The organism is Streptomyces paromomycinus, from assembly GCF_003865155.1.
Classification (GTDB): Bacteria; Actinomycetota; Actinomycetes; order Streptomycetales; family Streptomycetaceae; genus Streptomyces; species Streptomyces chrestomyceticus.
In genome coordinates this window covers 5,657,700-5,681,727 of the sequence record NZ_BHZD01000001.1, presented here as the reverse complement: position 1 = coordinate 5,681,727, position 24,028 = coordinate 5,657,700, and the positions used below count along the sequence as shown (strand labels likewise).

21 protein-coding genes, 1 tRNA gene and 1 pseudogene are annotated in these 24,028 nt (G+C 71.4%); 13 read left to right on the top strand and 10 right to left on the bottom strand.

Annotation, left to right across the window (positions count from 1 at the left end):
* Positions 1 to 204: 204 nt before the first annotated feature.
* Positions 205 to 1,738 (bottom strand): annotated as a pseudogene (locus OEIGOIKO_RS24280) (MFS transporter).
* Positions 1,739 to 2,091: 353 nt separating this feature from the next.
* Positions 2,092 to 2,760 (bottom strand): TetR/AcrR family transcriptional regulator, encoded by a 669-nt coding sequence (locus tag OEIGOIKO_RS24275; RefSeq protein WP_125055793.1) that lies wholly within the window; start codon positions 2,758 to 2,760, stop codon positions 2,092 to 2,094.
* A 324-nt stretch (positions 2,761 to 3,084) separates the two neighbouring features.
* Between OEIGOIKO_RS24275 and OEIGOIKO_RS24270 the strand changes: the two genes are divergently transcribed.
* Complete coding sequence (locus tag OEIGOIKO_RS24270; RefSeq protein WP_125055792.1) at positions 3,085 to 3,741, top strand: rhomboid-like protein; 657 nt, start codon at positions 3,085 to 3,087, stop codon at positions 3,739 to 3,741.
* Here OEIGOIKO_RS24270 and OEIGOIKO_RS24265 read toward each other — a convergent pair.
* The 3 genes from OEIGOIKO_RS24265 to OEIGOIKO_RS24255 all read right to left on the bottom strand — a co-directional run bounded on the left by OEIGOIKO_RS24265 (position 3,684) and on the right by OEIGOIKO_RS24255 (position 5,441).
* Positions 3,684 to 3,863 carry a DUF397 domain-containing protein gene (locus tag OEIGOIKO_RS24265; protein WP_125055791.1) on the bottom strand — a complete coding sequence of 60 codons (180 nt, stop codon included), beginning with the start codon at positions 3,861 to 3,863 and terminating at the stop codon, positions 3,684 to 3,686. The genes OEIGOIKO_RS24270 and OEIGOIKO_RS24265 overlap by 58 nt on opposite strands.
* Positions 3,860 to 4,675: a helix-turn-helix domain-containing protein gene (locus OEIGOIKO_RS24260; protein WP_246177512.1), complete on the bottom strand. Its 816-nt coding sequence runs from the start codon at positions 4,673 to 4,675 to the stop codon at positions 3,860 to 3,862. The genes OEIGOIKO_RS24265 and OEIGOIKO_RS24260 overlap by 4 nt, the downstream gene beginning before the upstream one ends.
* A 115-nt stretch (positions 4,676 to 4,790) precedes the next feature.
* On the bottom strand, positions 4,791 to 5,441 hold the full coding sequence (locus OEIGOIKO_RS24255; protein WP_125055789.1) for a TetR family transcriptional regulator: 651 nt from the start codon (positions 5,439 to 5,441) through the stop codon (positions 4,791 to 4,793).
* Between the two features lie 91 nt (positions 5,442 to 5,532).
* On the opposite strand from OEIGOIKO_RS24255, the gene OEIGOIKO_RS41750 reads away from it, so the two are divergent.
* Positions 5,533 to 5,706, top strand: coding sequence for a hypothetical protein (locus tag OEIGOIKO_RS41750; RefSeq protein WP_170251834.1), 174 nt, complete (start codon positions 5,533 to 5,535; stop codon positions 5,704 to 5,706).
* Entirely contained in the window at positions 5,703 to 6,059 is a 357-nt protein-coding gene (locus OEIGOIKO_RS24250; protein WP_125055788.1) for a hypothetical protein, read from the top strand. The genes OEIGOIKO_RS41750 and OEIGOIKO_RS24250 overlap by 4 nt, the downstream gene beginning before the upstream one ends.
* 42 nt (positions 6,060 to 6,101) lie before the next feature.
* On the opposite strand, the gene OEIGOIKO_RS24245 is transcribed toward OEIGOIKO_RS24250, so the two are convergent.
* The 3 genes from OEIGOIKO_RS24245 to OEIGOIKO_RS24235 all read right to left on the bottom strand — a co-directional run bounded on the left by OEIGOIKO_RS24245 (position 6,102) and on the right by OEIGOIKO_RS24235 (position 10,096).
* Positions 6,102 to 7,457 carry an IS701 family transposase gene (locus OEIGOIKO_RS24245; protein WP_170251832.1) on the bottom strand — a complete coding sequence of 452 codons (1,356 nt, stop codon included), beginning with the start codon at positions 7,455 to 7,457 and terminating at the stop codon, positions 6,102 to 6,104.
* A gap of 628 nt (positions 7,458 to 8,085) precedes the next feature.
* Positions 8,086 to 9,051 (bottom strand): aminoglycoside phosphotransferase family protein, encoded by a 966-nt coding sequence (locus OEIGOIKO_RS24240; RefSeq protein WP_246177511.1) that lies wholly within the window; start codon positions 9,049 to 9,051, stop codon positions 8,086 to 8,088.
* 106 nt (positions 9,052 to 9,157) lie between these two features.
* Positions 9,158 to 10,096: a TetR/AcrR family transcriptional regulator gene (locus OEIGOIKO_RS24235; RefSeq protein ID WP_125055786.1), complete on the bottom strand. Its 939-nt coding sequence runs from the start codon at positions 10,094 to 10,096 to the stop codon at positions 9,158 to 9,160.
* Positions 10,097 to 10,564: 468 nt separating this feature from the next.
* Between OEIGOIKO_RS24235 and OEIGOIKO_RS24230 the strand changes: the two genes are divergently transcribed.
* Positions 10,565 to 12,199, top strand: a complete 1,635-nt coding sequence (locus OEIGOIKO_RS24230; protein WP_435851834.1) for an IS701 family transposase — start codon at positions 10,565 to 10,567, stop codon at positions 12,197 to 12,199.
* Positions 12,200 to 12,330: 131 nt separating this feature from the next.
* On the opposite strand, the gene OEIGOIKO_RS24225 is transcribed toward OEIGOIKO_RS24230, so the two are convergent.
* Together OEIGOIKO_RS24225 and OEIGOIKO_RS24220 are read right to left on the bottom strand one after the other, a co-directional pair.
* A complete protein-coding gene (locus OEIGOIKO_RS24225; RefSeq protein WP_246177510.1) occupies positions 12,331 to 13,422 on the bottom strand; it encodes an NAD-dependent epimerase/dehydratase family protein in 1,092 nt (363 codons plus the stop codon).
* A 22-nt stretch (positions 13,423 to 13,444) separates the two neighbouring features.
* Positions 13,445 to 14,059 (bottom strand): ScbR family autoregulator-binding transcription factor, encoded by a 615-nt coding sequence (locus OEIGOIKO_RS24220; protein ID WP_125058902.1) that lies wholly within the window; start codon positions 14,057 to 14,059, stop codon positions 13,445 to 13,447.
* 219 nt (positions 14,060 to 14,278) lie between these two features.
* On the opposite strand from OEIGOIKO_RS24220, the gene OEIGOIKO_RS24215 reads away from it, so the two are divergent.
* From OEIGOIKO_RS24215 to OEIGOIKO_RS24175, 9 genes are all read left to right on the top strand, one after another.
* Positions 14,279 to 15,382: a ScbA/BarX family gamma-butyrolactone biosynthesis protein gene (locus OEIGOIKO_RS24215; RefSeq protein ID WP_125055784.1), complete on the top strand. Its 1,104-nt coding sequence runs from the start codon at positions 14,279 to 14,281 to the stop codon at positions 15,380 to 15,382.
* 669 nt (positions 15,383 to 16,051) lie between these two features.
* Positions 16,052 to 16,213, top strand: a complete 162-nt coding sequence (locus OEIGOIKO_RS41745) for a hypothetical protein (protein ID WP_170251830.1) — start codon at positions 16,052 to 16,054, stop codon at positions 16,211 to 16,213.
* Between the two features lie 284 nt (positions 16,214 to 16,497).
* Complete coding sequence (locus OEIGOIKO_RS24210; protein WP_125055783.1) at positions 16,498 to 17,775, top strand: hypothetical protein; 1,278 nt, start codon at positions 16,498 to 16,500, stop codon at positions 17,773 to 17,775.
* A gap of 149 nt (positions 17,776 to 17,924) precedes the next feature.
* Positions 17,925 to 18,446, top strand: a complete 522-nt coding sequence (locus OEIGOIKO_RS24205; RefSeq protein ID WP_125055782.1) for a glycine-rich domain-containing protein — start codon at positions 17,925 to 17,927, stop codon at positions 18,444 to 18,446.
* Between the two features lie 40 nt (positions 18,447 to 18,486).
* A complete protein-coding gene (locus OEIGOIKO_RS24200) occupies positions 18,487 to 19,902 on the top strand; it encodes an MFS transporter (protein ID WP_125055781.1) in 1,416 nt (471 codons plus the stop codon).
* Positions 19,899 to 20,855: a hypothetical protein gene (locus tag OEIGOIKO_RS42250; protein WP_176602591.1), complete on the top strand. Its 957-nt coding sequence runs from the start codon at positions 19,899 to 19,901 to the stop codon at positions 20,853 to 20,855. Before OEIGOIKO_RS24200 ends, OEIGOIKO_RS42250 begins: the two co-directional genes overlap by 4 nt.
* 96 nt (positions 20,856 to 20,951) lie before the next feature.
* Entirely contained in the window at positions 20,952 to 21,554 is a 603-nt protein-coding gene (locus tag OEIGOIKO_RS24185; RefSeq protein ID WP_125055778.1) for a carbonic anhydrase, read from the top strand.
* A gap of 17 nt (positions 21,555 to 21,571) precedes the next feature.
* Positions 21,572 to 23,194 carry a SulP family inorganic anion transporter gene (locus OEIGOIKO_RS24180; protein WP_246177509.1) on the top strand — a complete coding sequence of 541 codons (1,623 nt, stop codon included), beginning with the start codon at positions 21,572 to 21,574 and terminating at the stop codon, positions 23,192 to 23,194.
* Between the two features lie 192 nt (positions 23,195 to 23,386).
* Positions 23,387 to 23,459, top strand: a tRNA-Arg gene (locus OEIGOIKO_RS24175).
* Positions 23,460 to 24,028: the final 569 nt, after the last annotated feature.

The window sequence follows — 24,028 nt, the reverse complement described above, 5'->3', positions numbered from 1 at the left end:
AAGACGGCAAGCGGGGAGCCGAGGGGCAGGCCGGCGCCGGAGGGTTCCGAGCCACCCGTAGTACGGACTGTGGCCTATGGCCTGTGGCCTGTGGCCTGTGACGGGCCACGGGCCACCGTCCACCGGCCACGGGCCACCGATCACGGGCCACCGGTCACGGGCCACCGGTGGGCGGGCCGGTCGCCGGCCCGCCCCCGCGCACGGTCAGTGCGCCATGACCGGAATCGGCACGTCCGCCTCCGCTTCGGCGCCCTCGGCCGTGTCCGCGCCGTCCCCGGAGCGGGCGACCGGTCCACTGCCGCCCTGGTGGCCGGTGGTGACCATGGTGAAGGCGATGACCGCCGCGACGGCCAGGATGCCGACCGCCCACCAGATGGCGGCGGTGTAGCCGTGCACCATCGACTCCAGCTTGAGCAGGTCCACCGAAGGCGTGCTCTTCGCGTGCGAGGTCGCGTACGCGGTGGTGGCGCTGGCCGCGATGGTGTTCAGCAGGGCCGTGCCGATCGCGCCGCCCACCTGCTGCGAGGTGTTGACCATCGCCGAGGCGACACCCGCGTCACGCGGCTGGACGCCGTGCGTGGCCAGGGACATGGCGGGCATGAAGGCCGTACCCATGCCGAGGCCGAGCAGCAGGAAGGCGGGCAGGATCAGGGCCGGGTAGGACGTGTCCAGGTCGATCCCGGTCAGCAGGAACATGCCGACGGCGGCGAGCAGGAAGCCCGGGGCCATCAGCAGCCGCGGCCGGACGCGGGTCATCAGCCGGGCACCGATCTGCGTCGAGCCGGTGATCATGCCGACGATCATCGGCAGGAAGGCCAGACCGGTCGTGACCGGCGTGTATCCCTTCACGATCTGCATGTAGTAGGTCAGGAACAGGAACAGACCGAACATGCCGATGACGGCCAGGCCCAGCGACGTGTAGACGCCGGCGCGGTTGCGGTCGGTGAGCACCCGCAGCGGCAGCAGCGGGGACTTGACCTTCGACTCGACGAGCACGAACGCGGCGAGCAGTACGGCGGCGGCCACGAACAGGCCGATGGTCATCCCGGCGCCCCAGCCGTCGGACTCGGCGCGCGTGAAGCCGTACACCAGGGAGACCAGGCCGAGGGTGGCCAGGATGACGCCGGGCACGTCCAGCTTGGACGGGTTGCGGCTGCCCGCGGGCTCGCGGATCACCAGCAGCGCGCCGGCGGCCGCGATCACGGCGAACGGGATGTTGACGAAGAAGGTCCAGCGCCAGTTCATGTACTCGGTGAGCACGCCGCCGAGGATCAGGCCCACGGCACCGCCACCACCGGCGATGGCGCCGAAGATGCCGAACGCCTTGGCCCGCTCCCGGGCCTCGGTGAACGTCACCGCGAGCAGCGACAGCGCCGACGGCGCCAGCAGCGCGCCGAAGACACCCTGGAGGGCGCGCGCCGAGCAGGACGCCCTCGTTGGACGCGGCGCCGCCGAGGGCCGAGGCCAGCGCGAAGCCGACCAGGCCGATGATGAAGGTCCGCTTGCGGCCCCACAGGTCGGCGACCCGCCCGCCGAACAGCAGCAGACCGCCGAACGCGAGCGCGTACGCCGTGATGACCCACTGCCGGTTCGCGTCGGAGATGCCGAGGTCGGCCTGTGCGGAGGGCAGTGCGATGTTCACGATCGTCGCGTCGAGCACGACCATGAGCTGCGCCAGGGCGATGAATATGAGCGCTTTCCAGCGCCGGGGATCGACGTAGGTGGTCGAATCAGACATGGGTGGGTCCGCCTAGTGGTGCGTGAGCGTACGTGAGCGAAAAAATCGGGACGTGGGCAGGGCGTGGAGAGCCGTGGCCGCGGTGCCGTGGTGTGAGAAAACGGTGTCGGTGTGGTGTTGATCGGGTGTTCAGTACGTGTTGATCACGTGTTGATCGGTTGGGTGTATGGCGAAGGGCGCGTCGGCCGCTGCGCCGACGGCGCCGGTACGGTCGCGTGACGGTGCCCCGTACGGCGGGTCGGCACGGCGGGTCGGCAGGGACGACGAACCCAACGGCCTACCGGCCTGTAGGTCGGTCGTGGGCCGCCGAAAGTTCCCCTACGGGGAGATCGCCGTGTTCGGGCCGCCGGCCGTCAGCCGTGCCGGAGGTCCTCCAGCGTGGCCGCCGCGCCGGGCAGTTCCGAACGCGCGGGCGCCCGCAGACCGTCCAGGAACAGCACCAGGTGCCGGTACACGAATCGATCGAAGTCCGTACAGCCGCTGCCGGGCAGCGGCCGCGTCAGTTGGGTGAGCGCGACCATCAGGTCACCGACGGCGATGTCGGTACGCAGTTGGCCGCTGTCGCGTGCGGCGCCCATCAGGGCCTCGACGGCCCCCTCCAGGCGCTCACGCGCTGCGAGCAGGTCGGGGTGGTCCTTGTCGACGCCGTCCGAGAGCAGCGGGCACAGGGCACCGATCCGCTCCTCGACCGCGGCGAAGACGAAGCGCCTCAGCGCTTGGAAAGCATCGGGCTCCTCGGCGAGCGCACGCTCCGCCTTGTCCGCGGTGCGGTCCATGACGGAGAGCGTGACGTGATGGATCAGCTCCAGCCGATCCGGGAAGTGACGGTAGAGCGTCGCATTGCCGACACCGGCCCGTCGAGCGATTTCGTCGAGCGGGATCTCCGCCCCGAACTCGACCATCGCCTCACGGGCCGCGCCGATGATCCGCTCCCTGTTGCGCACGGCGTCCGCGCGCAGCCGGTGCGGCGGAGTCACCGCGCAGGCGCCGGGGACGCGGGTGCGGGACCGGGTGGCGGTCATGTCGGCACGTTCCTCTCTGGGCTGTACGAAGTGAATGGCTGTAACCAAGTGAGCGGCTGGGCGAAGTGGGGAGTGGCTCCCCGCTTCAGCCGGACACCGGCCGAAGTGGGGAGTGGCTCCCCGCTTCAGCCGGACACCGGGTTAAACGGGGATGCGCTCCCCGGATATTTCGGCCATCGCTGTGTCCTGCACCACACCTGCCGTACGGGTGATGTACGGGCGACGTACGGGTGCGTACGGGCTCCGCGCGGCACGGCGGACCTCGCGGCGTGCGCGGCCGGGCGGGTGCCGAGCGCGGCGGAGCGCGTGCCGTATACATGCGCCATGACCGTTTCGCTCCGCCCGGCCGCTCTAGCCCACGCGATCCGGTCGTACGTGTGCCGGGCCCCCGGCACGTTCCTCTGGCTCGGCATCCTCTTCGGGACGTCGGTGATCATGCACCAACTGACCCCCGACATCCTGGAGCGCGTCCTGCAACGCCGCTCCACCAACATCCACAACCTGCTGCTCTCACCCGGCCGGGTCCTGCTGACCAGCGCCCTGTGGCTCGACGGCGGCGGCTGGCCCCTCTACGTCCTCGTCTTCAACATCTTCCACGTCCCCGCCGAACGCTGGCTCGGCACCGGCCGCTGGCTCGCGGTCATGGGCGTAGCCCACATCGGCGCCACGTATCTGAGCGAGGGAGTCCTCGCCCTCGCCATCCACACGGACGCGGCACCGCACTCCGCCGTGAACACCCTGGACGTCGGCGTCAGCTACGCGCTGGCCGGCGTCGCGGCCGTCCTCACCTACCGCATCCCCTGGCGCCCCCTGCGCTACGTGTACGCGGCCGGCGTCCTCCTCTTCTACACGGCCCCCCTCTTCGACCACCTCACTTTCACCGACATCGGTCACTTCAGCGCCGCACTGCTGGGACTGGCGTGTTACCCCCTCACACCGAGGAGGAAGTCGGACCAGGCGGCCGCGGTGAAGGCGAGCTGAGGCCCCTGCGGGTCCGCAGAATCCCGGACATGGACCGCGTCCCGGGTGGTGGATATTTCAACGCATTCACCGCCCTCATTACTGCTGTAGCTGGACTTGAACCACGCCGGACCGTTGCTCATAGCTCCTCCGCGAGCCCCTTGATGAATCGGGCCGACTCCTCCGCACTGAGGGCCTGTTGAAGGAGCCTGGCGTATCGCTGGAAAACGATACTGACCTTGTCCGGTTCCGAGTACAGCACACCCATCATCTGGCCCTCCTCGTAAGCGAAGCGACCGTGCTCCTCCGTCTCCAGCGTTACGAACGGGCCCTGGATGCCGGGGTGCGGTCCGCCACCCTTCAGCAGAACCTGGAGGAGCACGTTCCGCCGCTCACCGACGGCGACCAGGTGACGCAGCTGCTCCCGGTGATCCTCCTTGTCGATGACGGCGTCCCGCAGCACATTCTCGTGAATCACGAAGCTGAAGGTCCTGGACTCCATGTCGAGCAGCGCCTGCCGCGCCATGCGGAACGCAACACGCTGCTCAACCGTCTCCTCGTCCAGCGGCGGCCAACGATCACCGATCAGCTCACGTGCGTAGCGTTCGGTCTGAAGCAGCCCGGGAATCAGCAGCGCCTGGTAGAAGCCAAGCGCAATCGCATCAGCCTCGTACTGCATGTATTCCAGTGAGTACAGGGCAAACTTCTCGGGGTCCAGAAACTCCTCCGCCGCCCGCAACAGCCCATGCGCCCGGCACATTTGGTCAGCCACCTGAAGGAGCCGGACGGTGGGCCTGCGCCTCCCCTGCTCCATCGACTTCACGTACTCGGCCGAGTACCCGACCTCTTCCGCCAACTCCTCTCGGCCTACTTGCGCATGTTCACGCCACCGCTTGATTTGGTTGCCGCAATACCGCCATGCTGTCGGTGGTTGGGCATTCTCGTTCGTCGCCACGTCCGCCTCCACTACCCGCGTAGTTGACCCACGGCAAACGCTAGACCCACCCACTGACAATCGAGCCAAATGGCTTGAGTGCAGCCTTAATTGGTCAGCAAAGGACAAACGGCGATCAGAAACCAGCATCCTGCCAGTGTTTGCGGCCCACGCTGATGAGATGCAGCTGCCTCCGCGCAGTACGCGCCACCGCCCGCCACCGCTCCGTGTCCTGGTCACCCCCGTCCCGTACGTCCAGGAACGCCGAGGCCGTCATCACCAGCCGGTCCACGTACAGCTCCGCCAGCATCCGTACGTCCTCGTCGCTCCAGCCGTCCGACACCGGCTGCGACTTGAGCGCTGCGGCGACTTCCGTCGCGAACCGGTCCAGTTCGCCGGCTATGGCCTGCCGTACGGCCCGTACGCCGCCGTGCCGTTCGCGGGCGACGAAGCGGACGTGGGCGGGCTGTTCGCGTACGTACCGTTCGACGACCGTCACCGTGTGGTCGATCCGCTCCTCCGCGCCCACCTGTTCGGCCAAGACCGCGCGGACGGTCGCGTGCAGGCTGCTCAACGACTCCTGGACCAGCGCGACTCCGAGTTCACCCAGGTCACGGAAGTGCCGGTAGAAGGCGGTGGGTGCGACGCCGACCACCCGCGTCACCTCGCGCAACCCCAGGCTGCTCAGGCTCTGTTCCTCCAGCAGCCCGAGTGCCGCGTCGAGCAGGGCTTGCCTCGTGCGCTGCTTCTGGGCCTGCCGGACGCCGCCGGTCTCGCTGTGACTCATGCCATCCAGTAAACAACTGTGCTCTGAGTTTCTCCACCCCTACAGTGGGAACCTGAGTGAACAACTGTCCTCCAGACTGGAAAGGCAGATCATGCTCTTCCTTGTCGCAGCCCTCCTCCTGCTGGGAGTTCTGGTGGGTACCGCGGCACACCTCCCGGTCCCCGTCACGATCATCGCGGCAGTGGCCATCAGCTGCTGGCTGCTCGTCTTCTTCATCCGCGAGCGCCGCCGCCACTCCGACAAGACCGAGGGAGCATCCCGATGACCACCCTCAGCACCGATCACGACACCGATACCGACACCCGGCACGACACGCGCACCGGCACCGCCACGGAGCCGGACGCCAAGTCCCCGGCCGGGCCGAAGAAGCGCCGCTCGCCGCGCGGGCAGGCCGACGGCATGGCCGTGGCCGCGTTCGTCCTCGGCCTCGTCGGCACCCTGGTCGCCAACGTCGTCCTCGGCCCCTGCGCCCTCGTACTCGGAGCGCTGGCCCTGGCCCGCAACACCACCCGACGCTTCCGCGCCGTCCTGGGCATGGCCCTCGGCGCCGTCGACCTGATCATCCTGGCGACGCTGGCCACCGCGGACGGCACCCTGAGCTGGACGATCGGCGGCTGACACCGCCCCGTTCCGTCCCGGCCCGCCGCACGCGACCGCCCGTCACCCCGCGAGGGAGAGGGGCGGTCCGCCCGTGCGCTCCCGGGAGGCGTGGTACGGGCGCGAGGGCGCGTAGGCGTACGGGTGCGGAAGCGGGCGCAGCCGCTGGTGCGGGCCGCGTTCCGCCCGTACGGCGTCGAGCCCGGTGAGCGACTGGACGGCGTACGCGACCGAGGCCAGCGTCATGTGCCGGTGCCAGCCCTCGTACGACCGGCCCTCGAAGTCCCGCAGCCCCGTACGGCCGCCGATGCGGACGCTGTCCCGCGCCACGTACGCGGCCGTCCTCGTGAACTGGTGCAGATCGACCGGTGACCTGCGGGTCGGCGTCGTCAGCCAGAAGTCCGCGCGGGCGCCCGGCCCGCCGCGGCCTTCGCGGCCTGCGGGGCCTGCGGGACCTGCGGGACCTGCGGGACCTGCGGGGTCCTCGTACCGCTGCGCGTAGAGCATCAGCTCACCCGCCTCGCCACGCTCACCGCTCTCACCACTCCGCCCGCTCTCACCACTCCGCCCGCTCACGACCGGCCGCACCGGTACGACCCGGGCCAGCACGGCCCGTACACCGGGGGCCACGTCATGGACCTGGAGGCCCAGACGTTCCGGGGCGGCCAGGACGCGCTGCGCCGGAAGCGCGCCGCGGCGCGTCGGACGCCCGCTGCGGTCCACCAGTTGGAGCGGGAGGGACCCGGGCGTGCGGGCCATGACGGGCAGGCCGAGCGGGGCCAGGGCGCTGATCACCTCCCCTGCGTGGCGCATCTGGCTGTCCCAGACGACGGGGGCGGCGGCTCCGGGGGCGGCGTTCGCGGCCCGCCGCACCAGTTCGAGGATCTGGGGCACGCCGTCGTCGTCGGGGACGGGGAGGCCGGCGGTCGGCGGCTGGAGGTGCAGGCGCCAGTCGACGGGGACGTTGAAGGACTGGCCCGCGTACCAGAGCCCGTACGCGAGCTGGCCGTTGACCAGCTGGCCGGTGGCGGGGACGAAGTGGCGGTGGACGCCGACCGAGTTCGTGCCGGACTTGGGGATCAGCATCGGGCGGACGACCCACGAGCGCGGCCGGGTGAGGGCGATGAGGTAGTCGGCGAGGGCTTCGCGGACGGTACGCCAGTTCCACGGGGCGTTGCAGATGAAGTGGTGCAGGCGCTGGGCCGCGCCGGTGTCGTCCAGCGTCCGGGCGATGTTGCGGATGGACTTGCGGCCGGGGGCGGTGAGCAGCCCGCGCAGGTACTGCTCGCCCTTGAGGTGGTGGTCCGCCCGGTTGAAGGAGACGAAGAGGTGTCTGCACAGGTCCTCGACCCACGCCTCCTGGGTGCTGGTCGGCCGCCCGGGGAGGAGCGGCGGAACGGCGGTGGGGGATGCGGGCACGGACAAGGGACTGGCCCCCGGGGAGACGGGACGGGTGTGCGGGTGACAGCAGGACAATAAAGAATGTTCGCTATGTTTCTCGCCCTGTCAGGCGGATCGCGTACGACTTCACGAAGTTGCCGAGGGGGTGGGGGCGGGCGGTGGCGTGGGGTCCGAAACGGCCGTTTTCGGGCGCGGAGCGGGCGCCGCAGGGCTACGGGCAGACCGCGGACCGGGGCGGGGGTGAGTCCCGTACGTCCCCGACCGTGGGGGTTCCCGCGCGGCCCTCACCCGGGTTTCCGTACGGAATTTCTGGTACCGCGTGGGCGAGGTCGAGCTTGAGCGGCAGGACGGCCGGACGAAGGTGCGCGTCGCCGCGACCGGTTGACCAGCACCGCACCGTCCAGCAGCCAGACGTACCAGAGCGGCCCCCACCGCCACGGCCCGCCGTACAGCAGCCCGACGACGATCGGCTGGAGGCGGGCCGCCGCGAAGCCGGCCTCGTGGTGCACTCCCGGACCAGCGATCAGACGCCGAACGCGCCCGCCACACAGGCCGGCGCCCGTTCCCCCGGTGGCGCCACTCCCGGAGAACCAGCTCGGTCACGCCGACGGAGGCGTGGCTCCCTCCAGCGCTGCCACCTCAGTCCTCAGTCCCGAAGACCACCGGCGAACGGCAGCGTCCGCCAGTGCTCGATGCCGGGCTTCAGGGCCTCCCCGAGCATGGGCAGCTGCGGTACGAGCGCGAGGCACGCCACTATCCGGATCATGCCTACCGCGTTGACGAAGCGCAGGGCGCGTTCGTCGAGTTGGCGCAGGCCGTGCCGGCGTGCGGCCTCGTCATAGGCAGCCTCACACTCGGGGCCGAGGGCTGCCAGGTCCCACTCGGCCGGTCCGAGCGTGGTCAGCTCGAAGTCGGAGTACAGCGCACCGCCCTTGGCGGCGACGATGTTGACGGCGGGCGCGTCCCCGTGGATCGGCTGGAAATCGACGCCGGGGAACTCCGCCTCGAACGCCGCACGCGAAGCGGCCAGGGGCTCCAGCACCGCCCATTCCCGCCGCGCGCGGTCGAGATCGGCCGGATCGATGAGGTCGGTGTGCCCTTCGAGGGCGGCCAGCGCCTCCGTCGCGAACCTCGGTTCGGCGGCCGACAGGAACGGCAGCTCGCCCGGGTACGCGCGCAGCTCGGCGTGCAGGTCGGCCGTCAGGCGGGAGTTGCGTACGTAGTCGGGCTCCCGGCCCTCGCCCTCCGCCTGCTCGACGAACTGCCAGAACGTCATCGAGAAGCCGTCGCGCCGCACGGGTTCCCGGGGCACCAGCGGGCTCGGCGGGATCACCGGGACACCGCGCATCGCCAGCCAGGCCACCACGTCCAGTTCCAGCCGCTGGCGCGCCGCCTGGACGCCGGCGTCGGCGTACGGGGGCAGGACGGTCGGCACCCGGACCACCACGGGTGAGGGAGCGAGGTGCACGACGACGGAGAACATGTCGTGCAGCACCGTCGGGTCGGTCACCGTCAGGCCCAGTTCGCGTCCGGCGGTGACGGCCGCGTCCAGCGCACGGGACGTGCGGGCGGCGAGCTGGTCGGGCGTCATGAACTCCGGCAGTCCTGGCATGGCAGCGATGGTGCCACGGCCGGTGGCGGGGCGCGACGGAATTGCCGATCACTCGGCGGGGGTGCCACGAGCGGGTGCCGTACGGCGTCGGGCGGCCGTGCCGCCGTCACCGGGACGCGGCGCGCACCCGGCCTTCGCCCGTCCGGCGCTCCCCTGCCCGGTGGTCGGGCAGCCGGTGCTCGGGCAGCCGGTGTTCCGTCACTCGGATGTTTCCCGTGCGGGGGTCTCCCGCCCGGAGGTCTTTCGTCCGGGGGTCTCCCGCCCGGAGGTCTCCCGTCCGGCGGTCGCCGCCGCGGTCGGTGCCCGCCGGTTCCTCGCCGGCCAGCCGGTTCTCCGGGTCCTCGCCGGTCGTCCGGGTCCCCGGGTCCTCGCCGGCCAGCCGGTTCTCCGGGTCCTCGCCGGTGGTCCGGGGCTCCGGGTATTCGTCACCGCCCACCAGGAGCGGCGGCCGCGCGCCGAGCACCAGGCCCCAGACGCGGTCCACATGTTCCGTCGGGGACAGCCCGGACGCGACGCCGCGCGGCACGCCGGTGCGGGCCGCGAACTCCGCGCCGGTGACCACGGAGACCGCCGTGGCGGTGACCGCCTCCGCCGTCGTCCAGCCGGTGAAGTCCGGGCGGGCCCGCTCGACGAGTTCGCCGAGCGACGGCAGCCACATCGCGTACCAGGTGTCGCCGTCGTCCGGGAAGTCCCAGGCCAGGCGGGCGGCGGCCCGTACGGCCGGTTCCTCTCCGAGCAGCCGCGCGAGGGTACGGGTGAAGGTGACGACCCGTCGTAACTCGCCGCGCGCGGCCGCCTTGGGGCTTCTGCTCTCCGTCATGAGGGAGGACAGCGCGCCGCAGGTCAGCGCACAGCCGGACTCCCTGACCGCTTCGGCGAGCGCCGCCTTGGACGGGAAGTGGAACGTCAGGCCGCCGATCGTGACGTCCGCCGCGGTACTGATGCGGGACATCGAGGCACCCGCGTACCCCTTTTCGGCCATCTCGTCGGCGGCGGCCCGCAGCAGGGTCCGGCGCGTCCGCTCAGCTCGGTCCTGTCGCGCCATTGTCCCGCCTCGGTGATCGCCCTCGGTTGCCAGCGCCGTACCGGTGACATCCAACCAGCCATGTTAGGGGCGGGTTTGACGGGACGCACAGTCGCGGCGGCAGTTGGCGGAGACTTGATCAGTATGGGAACCGGGGGGCGTCCCGGGCAGTTGTTCATTGCCCTGGGGTGGGGCCGGGCGGGTCCGAGGGGTCTGTGGGGGGGCGGAAAGGACTGGGCCTGCGGAAGCGGAACCCGGGGACCGGGCCGTTCCGGACCGGCCCCCGTCCCCGCATCCGGGGCCCGCCCGCGCTGATCGTTTCCCCGCCGCACGCCCGTGGTTCGGCTTCCGTCCGGCCGCGCCCGGAGGACTCCTGGTACGACGAAAACAGGCCCCGGGCCTCGTGGGCTCGCAAAAAAAACGATCGTTCTTTATTCTTTGCTGGTCGGCGCCCGATTCACGGGATGACCACGGGAGGGAACGAACACCATGACGACAGAAACTGCGCATCCGGCGACCCGCACCCCCGCACACACCCTGGCCGCTTCCCTCGCTTCCAGCTCTTCCAGCTCTTCCAGTCGCCCGATCGCAGTACGTAGTCTGTCCGACAAATCGGGTGTGCGCGACGTCTCGTCCGTCACCACCGACGCCCTCCCCGCCGGTTCCGGAAGGACCGCCCGCAACGGCCGCTCAGCCGCCCACAACGGCGGCACCGGCAGGGCCCCGGTCGCCGGTCCGACCGGCTCCGCCGGGCGAACCGGAACCACCCGCAGGGCAGGCCGGGCCAAGGCACCCGCCGCCCCCGCACCCGCGCTCCGCGCCGCCGCCTCCGGCGGCTCCGCCTCCGCCGCCCCGGCCGGGACGTCCGACCCGGGCGAGACGCCTGAGGCGTGTGAGACGTTCGGGTCGTTCGACGCCTTCGCGGACGACCTTTTCGGCCATCTTCCGCGTACCGATCAGCGGCGCTGGGCCCACGCGTACCTGCTGGCACTGCTGACCACCGAAGGCAAGAAGTCCGTACGCCGGCTGGCCGCCGCCGTCTCCGACTCACCCACCGCCTCGCAGTCGCTCCACCAGTTCCTCAACGCCAGCCCCTGGGACTGGAACCCGGTACGCCGCGAACTCGTACGCCGGGCGGAACAGCCCGCACCGCCCCGGGCATGGATTCTCGCCCCGGCCGTGCTGCCCAAGCGCGGCGGGCACTCCGTGGGCGTGCACCGCCGCTTCGACTCCGCCGCCGGGCGGACCGTCAGCTGCCAGCTGGCCATGGGGATGTTCCTGCCGGTGGGGGAGGCGGCCACGGCTGCGGCGGTGTCGGTGTCCGCTGCTTCGGGGGCGTTGAGCTCGGGGGCTTCGGGTGCTTGCGGGGCTTACGGGGCTTCGGGAGGCGCATCGGGTGCGGCGGGGGGTTCAGGCGCATCGGCCGCCGCCGGCGACTGTGACGGCAGCGCGGCCGTGTCCGTCGACTGGCGGCTGTTCCTGCCGCCCCAGTGGGCCGACGACCCCGAGCTGCTGCGCCGCAACCGCATACCCGCCTCGGAGACGAACCACCCCCGCCCGATGTGGGTGCACGCGCTCGACCTCGTGGAGGCGCAGGCCGCCCGTTCGACCTGCGCTCCGGCGCCGGTCGTTGCGGACCTGAGCGAGTACTCCGACTCCGTACGGCTCATCGAGGCGCTGGCCCGGCAGGGACGCGACTTCGTCATCGCCGTACCGTCCGCCACCGCACTGGCCACCCCGGCCACCCCCGGCATGCCCGGCGACCCGGGCGCACGCCCGCGCCTGCTGCAGTCCGCGCCCACGCCGGTCCGCCTGCCCGGCTCGCACCACACCTACCGCGCCTTCACGGAGCCCGGACCGGCCGGCGTCCGGCCGCCCCGGATCTGGCTCACCAACATGGCGCACCGGCGCATGGGCCAGCTCCTCGGCCTCGCCCGGCTGCACCAGCTGCCCACGGCCACGCTGCACGCCCTCGCGACGGACTTCGGGCTGCACGACTTCGAGGGCCGCTCCTTCCCGGGCTGGCACCACCACATGACGCTGACGTCGGCGGCGCACGCGTATCGCGCGCTGACGGAGGTGCCGGACGAGCAGACGTTGACGGCGGTGCGGTTCGTGTCCTGAGGGTGGGGGTCGGGGGGCCGAGGGCCGGGGGCCGGGGGCCGAGGGCCGGGGGCCGAGGGCCGGGGGCCGGGGGCTGATCCGGGGCCGGTCGGGGGACGGCCTGGGGGCGGGCTCCGGGGGAGCGCCCCGGTTCAGGCTCGGGCCTGAAGATGGGAGCGGTACCAGTCGGCGGCTTCCGCGAGCCGTACGAGAGGGCCCGGGCCCGGGTCGCAGCCGGCCGCCGACCACACCTCGTCACTGCGGTACCAGTGGTCACTGGCCAGGAGGGCGAACTGCCGCGCGCTCACCCGGCCGGGGACGGCGGCCAGGCGCTCCAGGCACGCGTCCCAGGAAAGGTCGGGGCCGGAGCCGGGGCCGTCGTGAGGTGCGGTGGCAGTCGGCCGCGGGAGGACTCCGTGGCCGATCAGGGTGTCCATGAGGTCCCCGTTACGTACGGGGGTGGGGTGACTCGCGTGGTGTACGCCGCCGGGTACTCCCCCGGGCGCGAGGGCCAGCCGCACGAACAGGCGGGCCAGGTCCTCGACCGCCACGACGGAGAGCAGGCCACGCCCGCCGTCCCAGCGCGCCGGCACCCGGTGGAGCAGTTCGGCCAGCGCCGGCACCACCCACCGGTCGCCCGCGCCGAGCACCAGGCCGGGCCGCAGCACCGTGCCGCCCGCTGCCAGCACCGGGCGTTCGGCGGCCAGACGGGTACGGCTGGCCGGGGAGACCGGCGCGGGTTCGACCTCGCCCACGCCCGGGCCGGCGTGCGGTCCGGCCCCGTACACCGCGGCGGTGGAGAGCTGGACGATCCGGCCGACACCCGCCCGTACCGCCTCACCCACGAGGGCGGCGGTGCCACGGACGTTGACGAGCTCGCAGCGCTCCGCGTCCCGGCCGATGTCGGAGGCGAGGTGCAGCAGGACGTCGGCGCCTTCGCAGACACCGCGCAGGGAGGCGGGGTCGGCGAGATCGGCGGCGCGCCATTCGACGGGGACGGTCGTGTCCGGCTGCGGGGACCTGGCGGCCTCCGGCGGCTTGCGCGCTACGGCGCGGAGGCGGAGCGAGCGCGCCGAAACCGAATTCAGGTTCGGAAAAGAGAGCAGTTCCCGTACCACCGCGGAGCCGATGAACCCGGTCGCCCCGGTCACCACCACCCGCCGGGGAGCCGTCGCCGCCGCACCGTCCGCCGCTTCGCCCAGCACGCCCCGCATCCCGCCCTTCGCCACGCCTTCCGCCGTCACCGTACTCGTCCGCGCCCCGCCCTCAGGCCGCCGCCCGCTTCCGCCGCACCGCGACGTCGAGGTGCTGCCTGACGGCCGGCGTGGCGACGCCCGGGAGGAGGTAGCGCCAGAGGGAGACCACGCGTTGGTGCAGGTCAGCGCGGCCGGTGGAGATCTGCGAGAAGAGCTGCGTACCGGTGTAGGTGCTGACCAGGACCCAGGCGAGTTCCTCCACGTTCACCTCGGGGAGCAGTTCGCCCTTCTCCTGCGCGGCACGCAGCTGGCCGCCGAACTGCTCGGCCCAGAGCCGGTACGCGGAATCGTCCTGCACGCCGAACTCGCCCTGCTCGGCCGCGAGCCTGACGCCGGCCCGCAGGGTGGGGTTGGACTGCAACTCCTCCGCCAGATACAGGGTGATGTCGACCAGGCGCTCAAGGCCGTCCTCTCCCGGTGGCAGCCGCAGGCCCTCGCCTTGCTCGACCATCACCGCCCTGGCCAGGGCTTCCTTGGACGGGAAGTGGAAGTACATCCCGCCCTGGGTCACCCCGGCCCGCTTCATGATCTTGCTGATGCTGGCGCCGCTGAACCCGAACTCGTCGAAGACCTCGGCAGCCGCCCGGAGGATGACCTCCCGTGTCCTGACCGCGCGCTCCTGCATGGACAGCACCAGCTCCCTCGACAAACAAAAAGAATAGTATTTATTTTATGAGCGCCGAGGCCCTCACACGGTGACAGCTGAACCGGGCACGCCACGGCTCCTGTTGGCCAGCAGGCGCCCCGCGGGACGGCGACGCCCTGCCCCGGGAGCCCCGGCCGGACCACAGAGGGCCAGGGCCGCAAAGGGCCGGACCTGCAACACTCCCCAGGGGGACACCGCATGAGCAGCACCGGCCGGCTTCCGGAGACCTCCGCACCCACTGCCGCCGCCGGCCCGTGCCCGCGCACGCTGACCACCACCGTGCCCAAGGAGTATGTACACAAGACGGCACTGTCCGAAGTGCTGCTCACCAGTTGGAAGGAGACGGCCCCGGACGTCCACGTCGTGACCGCGGAATGGCCGCGGGCCCACGCGTTCTACACCTCCAGGAACCGGCTGCACGACCCCCTTCTGCTCGTCGAGACGATCCGCCAGACCATTCCGCTGCTCTCGCACCTCGCTTATCAGGTGCCGTTCGGACACCAGCTGATCTGGGACCACTTCACTTATGCGCTCGAATCCGGCGTACTGCGTACCGAGACTGCCCCCACCGAGATCGAACTACGCATCGTCTGCTCCGGCATCAAGCGCCGCCGGGGCATCCTCAGCTCGCTGACCATGGACGTCGAGGCGACGCGGAACGGCGTCCACCTCGGCACCGCGGTCGCGCGGTTCACCAGCCACGCTCCGGCCGTCTACCGACGGCTGCGCGGAGCATACGGCGACGCCCGCGAGGCGATGGCGCGCGCGGTGCCGCTGCCGCCGCCGGTCGCGCCGCGGCGGGTGGCCCGCGCCCAGTACGAGAGTGTGGTGCTCTCCCCCACGGACACCCGCAACCGCTGGCAGCTCCGCACCGACACCACCCACCCGGTCATCTTCGACCACCCGGTCGACCACGCGCCCGGGATGCTGCTGCTGGAAGCCACGCACCAGGCCGTCCATGCCGTTCTCCACCCGCTGCCGGTGATACCCGTCGGCTTGGGCACCGTATTCGCCCGGTACGCCGAACTGGACGCCCCGTGCTGGATAGAGGCCACGATAATCGGCCGGGAGGACGGGGCGGGAGAACCGGGGGCGGAATCAGGGGCGGGGCCGGAATCGGGAACGGAATCAGAGGCGGAATCCGGTGCGGAATCGAGGGCCGCGCGCACCGATTCGTCCGGGCTCGTCCGCGTACGCGTCACCGCACGCCAGAACGGCCGCGAGGTGTTCACCGCAACGGTCAAGGCCCGGCCTCTGGTGCCGGAGCCACGCATGGCACCACCCCGCGAATGTGACAGTTAGTCAGGAGCCGTGGTGGCGGGGAAAGTCGGGCACAATGACAAGAATTCGGCACAAGAACTCGAACAAGACCCCACACAACAACTCACGCACCGACTGAAACGGCCGCGGCTGCCGATTCCCGGCCGTTTGCATACGCGCGAACAAGGCACAGAAAACCCACAGACGACACACAGGTGACGCACAGACAAAGCATCGGCGAGGCGACCGAGCGCCCCGCGCCGACGCACCCGAATCACCCCCTGCGGGGCCGCGCACATCGCGCACCAACCCGTTACGACTTCGGGAGATCCCATCGGACGTTCGGCGATTCACCGGATGTTCACCCCGTGGCCACCTTGCCGAAACCAAGACACTCCAAGCCGTTCCAGCCATCGCCTTTCTTGTCATGAACGCGACATACCAGGACCGTGGTCCAGACCAGCAGCGGACCGTACACCTATCGGCCGCAACCGATCACTACCAGCCACGAAGCCCCTGCGAACTGTGGCCACTACGGAAAGGATCAGGCCAAAGTGTCCGCCCGTGTCGACATTTGAGCCATCCCTGGATTGCGGGCCTTTGACGATCACTTGGTCTTTCTTTTACGTTCTAAGGAGCGGCACCCGCGCGACTCGCGTGGCTGATCATCGCCGTTTTCCACCATCCCCTGCCTTCGGAGGCTCGACGGACATGGAACAGCTGATCAAGAAGATGGCCCAGGACAACGTCTGGCGCGAGTGGGTCGCCGTGAACTCCCCGCGCGAAGCGGGCAAGGACGGCTGCATCAGCGCGACGAAGTCCGGCTGCATCAGCGCGACCTCGGCCGCGCCCAAAACGGGATGTATTTCCTGACCGGGCGCTGAGCCTTCCGGGCGGGGAGGCGGCCGGCGGCCCGCACACCTCCGGCCGCCTCCCCGCCACTTCATGAAGCCGGGCACGACCCGGCCGTGATCCGGTCGTCATTCGATTGCGTTACCGGTCACGGCCCGTTCGCGCCCCGTTCGCAGCAGGCCGGGTATGCGGATTCCACAGAATTCGCGCGTTCCGCTCGCTTCCTACGCTTTTGGCACAGGTTCTCGTACGCCGCGACACCGATCACTCCCCGTCCGCCAGACAAGACAGACCTGAGGGTGACCATGGATGGCCAGCCGAGCAGGCCCGGACAGCCGACCGCCGACATCGTGGACCGGATAAGGGACATACCGATCTACCGCTCGTCGATAGCGCGGGGGCACTTCCCCATACTGGAGAAGCCCGAGATCGCCCGGGGATTTCCGGACAACTGGATGACGCCGGCACTGGCCGACGCACTCGCCGCCGGCGCCGCGGAGTACGTGCTCTCCACCGGGACCAACCACGCGCGGATGCAGATCATCCGGCCGCCGTACTTCCTGCTGAACTCGTACTACCGGCTGTGGAGCGAGCACCCGGACATCGCCGACACCTGGCACGAAGGGTGCCGACGCGTCTCCCTCACCACCGTGCTGGCCACCGAACACGTGGCGCGCGTCAACGCGAAGAAGCACGGCCGCAGCGAGCCCGCGCCCGTACCCGGCCTGGCGGACCGGCGCCTCGACGAGCGCACCTTCTACGTCAACCTCAAGCTGGACCCGGCCCTTTGGGACCGCGCGGACGTCGAGCGGATGCTCGACGAGATCCGGACGGCCCAGCAGGCACACCCGCACGGCCGCTACCACCTCGACTGCAGCAGCTACCACTTGGCGCACCTCGTGCGGAAGGTGACCGAGTGGGGCCTGTGGGACCGCTTCCCGCGGCCGGCGAGCATCGTGCACGCGTACGAGTACACGCCGGTGAACGTGCGGCGCTACCTGCACGAGCACTTCGACTGCCCGGTCATCGACCTGTTCGGCAGCACCGAGCTGGGCTACCTCTACTACAGCGACCGGCACGGCAGGTACCACCCGTACCTCGACAGGATGAGCGTCGAGCTGGTCCCGGTGGAGCCGGGCAGCCACCTCTTCAGCATGATCGTGTCGAGCGTCCGGAACCCGTACATGCCACTGATCCGTTACCGCTCCGGGGACTGCGCGCGCACGCTCGACGGCACACCGGACCCGGCGAAGATCTCCCGGTTCTGCGGCCGCGAGAAGGAGCTGCTCGCGTCGGCACACGGCCGGGGGCCGGTCGCGCAGGGCGATCTCGACGACTGCGTCAGCGCGGCGTCGACCCGCGTGTTCGTCCACCAGTTGCACGTGCCCGGCGACCGCAGCGGCGCCGAACTGCGGTACACGACGTTCGACGGCGCTCCCGTGGACGCGGCGGAAGCGGCGGCGCTGAGCGCGGGAGTGGAGCGGCTGACGGGGCTTGCGTGCCGTGTCGAGCACCGCGCGCACATCCCGATCGGGAAGTCGGGGAAGTACGCGTGGCTGGAGCGGGGGCAGGCCGTCGGCTGACGGCCGCGTGCGCACGCCGTACGGCTGGGTTCCGACGCCGCACAGATGAGTTCCGATTCCGTACGGATCGAAGCCGTACGGGATCGGAGCCGTACGAAGTGGCCCCGAAGACGTTCGTACCGACTCCACCCGAAGAAACCGGGAGCACCATGACCTCGCAGACGCAGGAACCGCACGTCACGACCGACGACCTCATAGCCCTGCTCGGTGAGCGCCTGCACACCGAAGTGGTCCAGCACTTCGTGGCGCTGAGCGGCGCCGGGACCGCGTACGTGGAGCGGCAGGTCACCGAGTGCCTGCGCTACCTCTACCTCGTCTCGCGCCACCGCGAGCGGCTCAGCGGTCTCTTCCTGCCCGTCGAACAGGACATCGACGAGATCTGGCACTACCTCATCCTCCAGACGCGCGAGTACCGCGAGTGGTGCGAGCAACGGCTGCCGGGACGGTTCTTCATCGAGCACCGCAGCATCGGCTACGACGCGTACCAGCAGGAACCGGGGCGGGAGCAGGCCATCGAGGAGGCCCTGCGCTGGATACCGCTGTACGTCCGCGAGTTCGGCCCCTTCGACGAGGGCGCCCTGCCGCACTGGACGATCGTGCGCTTCCTGCACGACCAGCTGAGCATGTCGCTGCGGGACATCGCGGCGCTCCAGCCTGCCGGCGCGCCCTGAGCGCGCTTTCGGGGCAGCCCGAGAACGAGGAAACAAACCCATGAGCGCTCGGCCCGGCACACCGGCATCACCGGCCACACCCCACGCCGCACCGCACGGCCCGCAGGACGACCGGGCCGCGGAGGTGTGGGAGCCCCCGGAGCAGAAACGTGTACTCATCGTGCTCGCGCTGTCGCAGACGCTCAGCGGCGCCGGACTGGCCGCGGGCATCACGGTGGGGGCGCTGCTCGCGGAGGAGATGCTCGGCTCGACGGGGCTGGCCGGCCTGCCCGCCGCCCTGTTCACGGGCGGGGCAGCGCTCGGCGCCGTCGGCATCGGCCGGGTCTGCCAGCGCTGGGGCCGGCGGCCGGGTCTGACCGCGGGGTACGCGACCGCCGGCCTGGGCAGCCTCGGCGTCGTCGCCGCCGCGGGCCTCGGTTCCGTGTGGCTGCTGTTCCTGTCGCTGCTCGTGTACGGGGCGGGTACGGCGACGACCCTGATGGCCCGGTACGCGGGCGCCGACCTGGCCGCGCCGGCGCGCCGGGGGCGTGCGGTGAGCCTCGTACTGTTCGCCACCACACTCGGTGCGGTGATCGGGCCGAACCTGGTCGGGGTGACGGGCCAGGTCGCGCACGGGCTGGGCGTGCCGCGCCTGGCGGGACCGTTCCTGCTGGCGGTGGTCGCGTACGCGGCGGCGGCCGTGGTGCTGGGGGTGTTCCTGCGTCCGGACCCGTTGCGTCTGGCGCGGCGGCTCGCGGAGGTGAGGGAGGCCGCGGAGGCAGACGAGGCGGCGGTGACCTCGGCGAACGCGGCTGAGGCTGCGCAGCCCGATCGCGTCGCGGACGGCGTCGCCCCCGCGCCCCGGGCCGACACCCGCAAGCTCCTCACCGGCGCCGCCGTCATGACCTTCACCCAGCTGGTCATGATCGCCGTCATGACGATGACGCCCGTCCACATGCGGGCGCACGGACATGCGACCGAGACCGCCGGGCTCGTCATCGCCCTGCACGTGGCGGCGATGTACCTGCCGGCGCCGCTCACCGGGATGCTGGTGGACCGGATCGGCCCGCTGCGCGTCGCGGCGGCCTCCGGCGTCGTCCTGCTCGCCGCGGGCGGCCTCGCCGCACTGGCACCGGCCCACTCCGTACCGGCGCTCGCCACCGCTCTCGTACTCCTGGGCATCGGCTGGAACTTCGGCCTCGTCAGCGGCACCGCCATCGTCACCGACGCCGTACCGCTGGCCACCCGCGCCTCGACGCAGGGCCTGGTCGACGTGGGCATCGCCGTCGCCGGCGCCACGGGTGGCATGGCGTCGGGGCTGGTCGTGGCCACGGGCGGTTACTCCACGCTGGCGCTGGGCGGGGGGATCGTGGCGCTGGGCCTCGTACCGCTGCTGGTGCTGACCGGGCGTGGTGACCGTACGGGTAAGGGCTCGCGCGCGGTCGCGGGTCCGTCTGCGCCGGGAGAGCGGACATGAGGTACTTCAAGACCCGCACGGGCCGCAAAGGCTCCCCACAGCTGCAAACCCGTCCGGACACCGCCGGGCACCCCGCCCACTACACGGCCGCCAACCGTCCGCACAGCCCGCCGGGCGCGGGGCCGGTGCGTACGGCGGTCCGTACGGCGGCGCGCGCGGCGGCACGTACGGCCACTCGTACGGCCACTCGTACGGCCACTCGTACGGCCACTCGTACGGCCATCGTCTCAGGTCCTGCCGCCGCCGGGTCCGCCGCCGTCACCCCGACCGGCAAGCGTTCGGCAACACCGCCCCGTATGCGGGCCGCTGCCCGCGTACGGCCGCCCGTCCGACGACGGCCCCAGCACACCCGGAAAGCCCACAACACCAGCTCCACCCGTTCCGCACGTTCCACCCGTTCCACCAGTGGCCCCCGCTCCCCCGGCTCCCGCCGCTCCCCCCGCCACACCTCTCACCACTCCCCCCACCCCCGCACCATCCTCAGCGTCCTCGGCATCTTCATCCTGGCGCTGACCCTGCTCCACTCCGGAACGGCAGCGGCCAAGGGCGGCAAGACCCCGACCCTCACGGCCGCCGGCACCGCACCCGTACAGGCCTTTGAGCCCACCCCCACCCCGGCGGCTCCCAAAGGCGCGCACGGCACCCCCACCCAGGTGTCCCCCGCCCAGGCCGGCTCCACCACGGGCATCCAGTACCGGCGCGACAACGAACGCGATCCCGGGCGGGAGAAGGACAAGGACCGTAACCAGGCGCGTCGTTGCACGCGGACCGCGCCGGGCGCGCCGTCCCCGCACCGCCGTCCGCTTCCGTCGCACCCGTACGCGGCCCGGTCCCACCCGACCGCCCACCTGCTCTCCGCGCACACCGGCACCGCCGCCGCACTCACCACTTCAAGACCAGGCGTGGCCACCCGCCCCGCCTTGCACTGTCTCCACTGCGTGTTCCGCTGCTGAGAAGCACTGCTGGGGCTTCCTGCTCCGCACCAGTCGAACGGGTTCTGCCATGCCCCTCAATGGCACCACTTACCGACCAGCAGGAGACATTCCCTCGTGGAAACCTTCATCGAACATGCCCGCACCTTCAACGCCCGCATCGCGGCCGCGCACGAGGAGCGTGAGACCTACCAGCGGCTCGCCGACGGCCAGTCGCCGCTCGCCCTGTTCATCACCTGCTCCGACTCACGGATCATTCCGTCCCTGATCACCGGGGCGCTGCCGGGCGAACTCTTCGAACTGCGTACGGCGGGCAACGCCGTACCCGCGCACCGGCCGGGCAGGCCGGCCAGCGCGGAAGCCGCCACCATCGAGTACGCGATGCGGGTGCTCCGCGTCGCCGACATCGTGGTCTGCGGTCACTCGCACTGCGGGGCGGTCGGCGCCATGGCGCGCCGCGAGGACCTCGCCGGCGCTCCCGACGTACGCGCCTGGCTGACCCAGGAGCTCTCCGACGAGCTGCCCAGGGACGAGGCGCCGACGGTCGCGACCGCGGTCCAGCGGCACGTCACCGAGCAGGTGGCGCGGCTGCGCCAGTACCCGTGCGTGCGCGAGCGCGTCGACGCGGGCGAGGTGAACCTGCACGGCTGGTACTACGAGGTCCACACCGGCCTGGTCACGGCGCACCGTCCCGACACCGACACGTTCCTCCCCCTCTGACGGCGAAGGCGCCCACCATGACACCGAAATCGACCCCGGGCACGGCCACGGACGTGACCACGGGCGCGACAGCTCCCTCCCCGGCGCCCGCCACCGACGGCGCGCCCCATCCCACCCCGACCCACCCGAAGGAGTCCTCCCTCTCCCCCTCCTCCCCCTCCTCCCCCTCCCCCCGCTGGCCGCATCTGCGGGCGGACTTCACCGCCTCCATCGTCGTCTTCCTGGTGGCCCTGCCGCTGTGCGTCGGCGTGGCCGTCGCCTCCGGCGTCCCGGCCGAACTCGGCCTGATCACCGGCATCGTCGGCGGTCTGCTCACCGGCTTCCTGCCCGGCAGCAGCCTCCAGGTCAGCGGACCGGCCGCCGGACTGACCGTCCTCGTCTTCGAGGCGGTCAAGGAATTCGGGCTCGGCACGCTGGGCGCGCTCGTCCTCGTGGCGGGCCTTCTCCAGCTCGCCATGGGTGCCCTGCGCCTGGGCCGCTGGTTCCGGGCCATCTCCGTGGCCGTCGTCCAGGGCATGCTGGCGGGCATCGGACTCGTCCTGATCGCCGCACAGCTCTACACCCTCACCGACGCCAAGGCTCCCGGCAGCGGACTCGCCAACCTCGGCGGCCTGCCCGGCCTGGTCACCGGAACCGCGGGCTCCGGAGCCGCCCTGTCCGCGCTCGCGGTCGGCGCGGGCACCATCGCCGTACTGGTGCTGTGGCCCCGGTGGAAGCGCGCGGCCCGCATCCTGCCGGCCCCGCTCGCGGCCGTGGCCCTGGCCACGCTCGCGGTCTTCGCCCTCGACCTGCCCATAGCCCGCGTCGAGGTCCATGGCCTGCTCTCCTCGATCCAGCCGCCCGGCGGCTCGGACTTCGCCCAGCTCGCGGGCGTCGGCGCGATCGGCACGGTCCTCGCCTTCGCGCTCATCGCGTCCGCCGAGTCCCTGTTCAGCGCGGCGGCCGTGGACCGGCTGCACGACGGGCCGCGTACGCAGTACGACAAGGAGCTGATGGCGCAGGGCGCGGGCAACACCGTGTGCGGCATCCTGGGCGCGCTGCCCATGACCGCGGTGATCGTACGCAGCTCCGCGAACGTCAGCGCCGGCGCCCGTACCAAGGCGTCCCGGGTGATGCACGGCGCCTGGCTGCTGATCTTCGCGGCGGCCGTCCCGGCGGCCCTGGGCATCATCCCGGTCGCGGCGCTGGCGGGCGTACTCGTCCACGCGGGCTTCAAGCTCATCCCCGTACGCGACTTCGGCCCCCTGTGGCGCGAACACCGCGGCGAAGCGGTGGTCCTCGCCGCGACGGCGATCGCCATCGTCGTCACCAACATGTTCGAGGGCGTACTGATCGGCCTCCTCCTGGCGATCGCCAAGACCGCCTGGGAGACCTCGCACGTCCACCTGGAGTTCTCCGGCCTGGACGCCCCGTCCACCGAACCCGTCCAGGTACGCGCCCTCGGCAACGCCACCTTCCTGCGCCTCCCCAAGATCCTCGACCAGCTGGAGGCCCTCCCCCACGACCGCGAGGTCACCCTCGACCTCACCGGCCTGCGCCACCTCGACCACGCCTGCGCCACCGCCCTCACCACCTGGTCCACCCACCGCTCCGCCCCCACCAACTCCCCGACCCCCGACAGCCCGGCCCACGCGCCCTAACCAGACGGCCAGGCCGGCCCGACAGCCGGCCCTGACATGCCCCACGGCGCCCACCGCCCCCACCCGGGGCGGTGGGCGCCGCCCACCTCGACGCCCCCGCCCCTCCCCACCACCCACCCCCCATCCGCTACCCTGTCCAAAGCTGCCCACCAGCAGCCCGGCCGCGCGCCCACCAGGCGCCGACCACGCCCCGCCTCCGTAGCTCAGGGGATAGAGCACCGCTCTCCTAAAGCGGGTGTCGCAGGTTCGAATCCTGCCGGGGGCACACAGATCAGGCCCCCTCTGTATCCGACCAGAGGGGGCCTCTTCATGTCGAAGTCCGCTGAGCGTCCCCCTCTCCACAGGCACTCTTCGAAGAGGTACCCGTTCGAAGGGTGGACCGGACAGCGTTGACGCGTGCAGCGCTAGATCACGAAAGGGACGGGCGTGCCTCGGCAGCGGCCACAAGCCCTGCTCAGGCAGGCCGAGTTGTCCTGTCTCGGCGCGGGCAGGTTGCGGACGTCCTAGCCCGCCTCGACGTTCCCGAGGCCGCTGTCCAACAGGGGCATCTGCTCCTCGGTGGTCGGGGAGTCGAGGAGACGAACGTGCTCGATGCGTTTGCCTTCCGCGCTGTGCTCACGCCCGTTGGCACGCCACTCATCGTCGGGGGCCGCGCTGATGGGTCTGCCGCGTCGGCACACGAGCGTATCCGGATCGCCGGGCGGGGCCTGGGGTGAGTGGTCGGCCGGGCCGGTCTGCCCGACGCTTCCGGGGTGCCATCTACACCGTCCTCGCTGACCGCGCCGAGTCGAGGGGCGCCGGAAGTCAGGCCTGCGGGTCGCGACCCGGAACCCC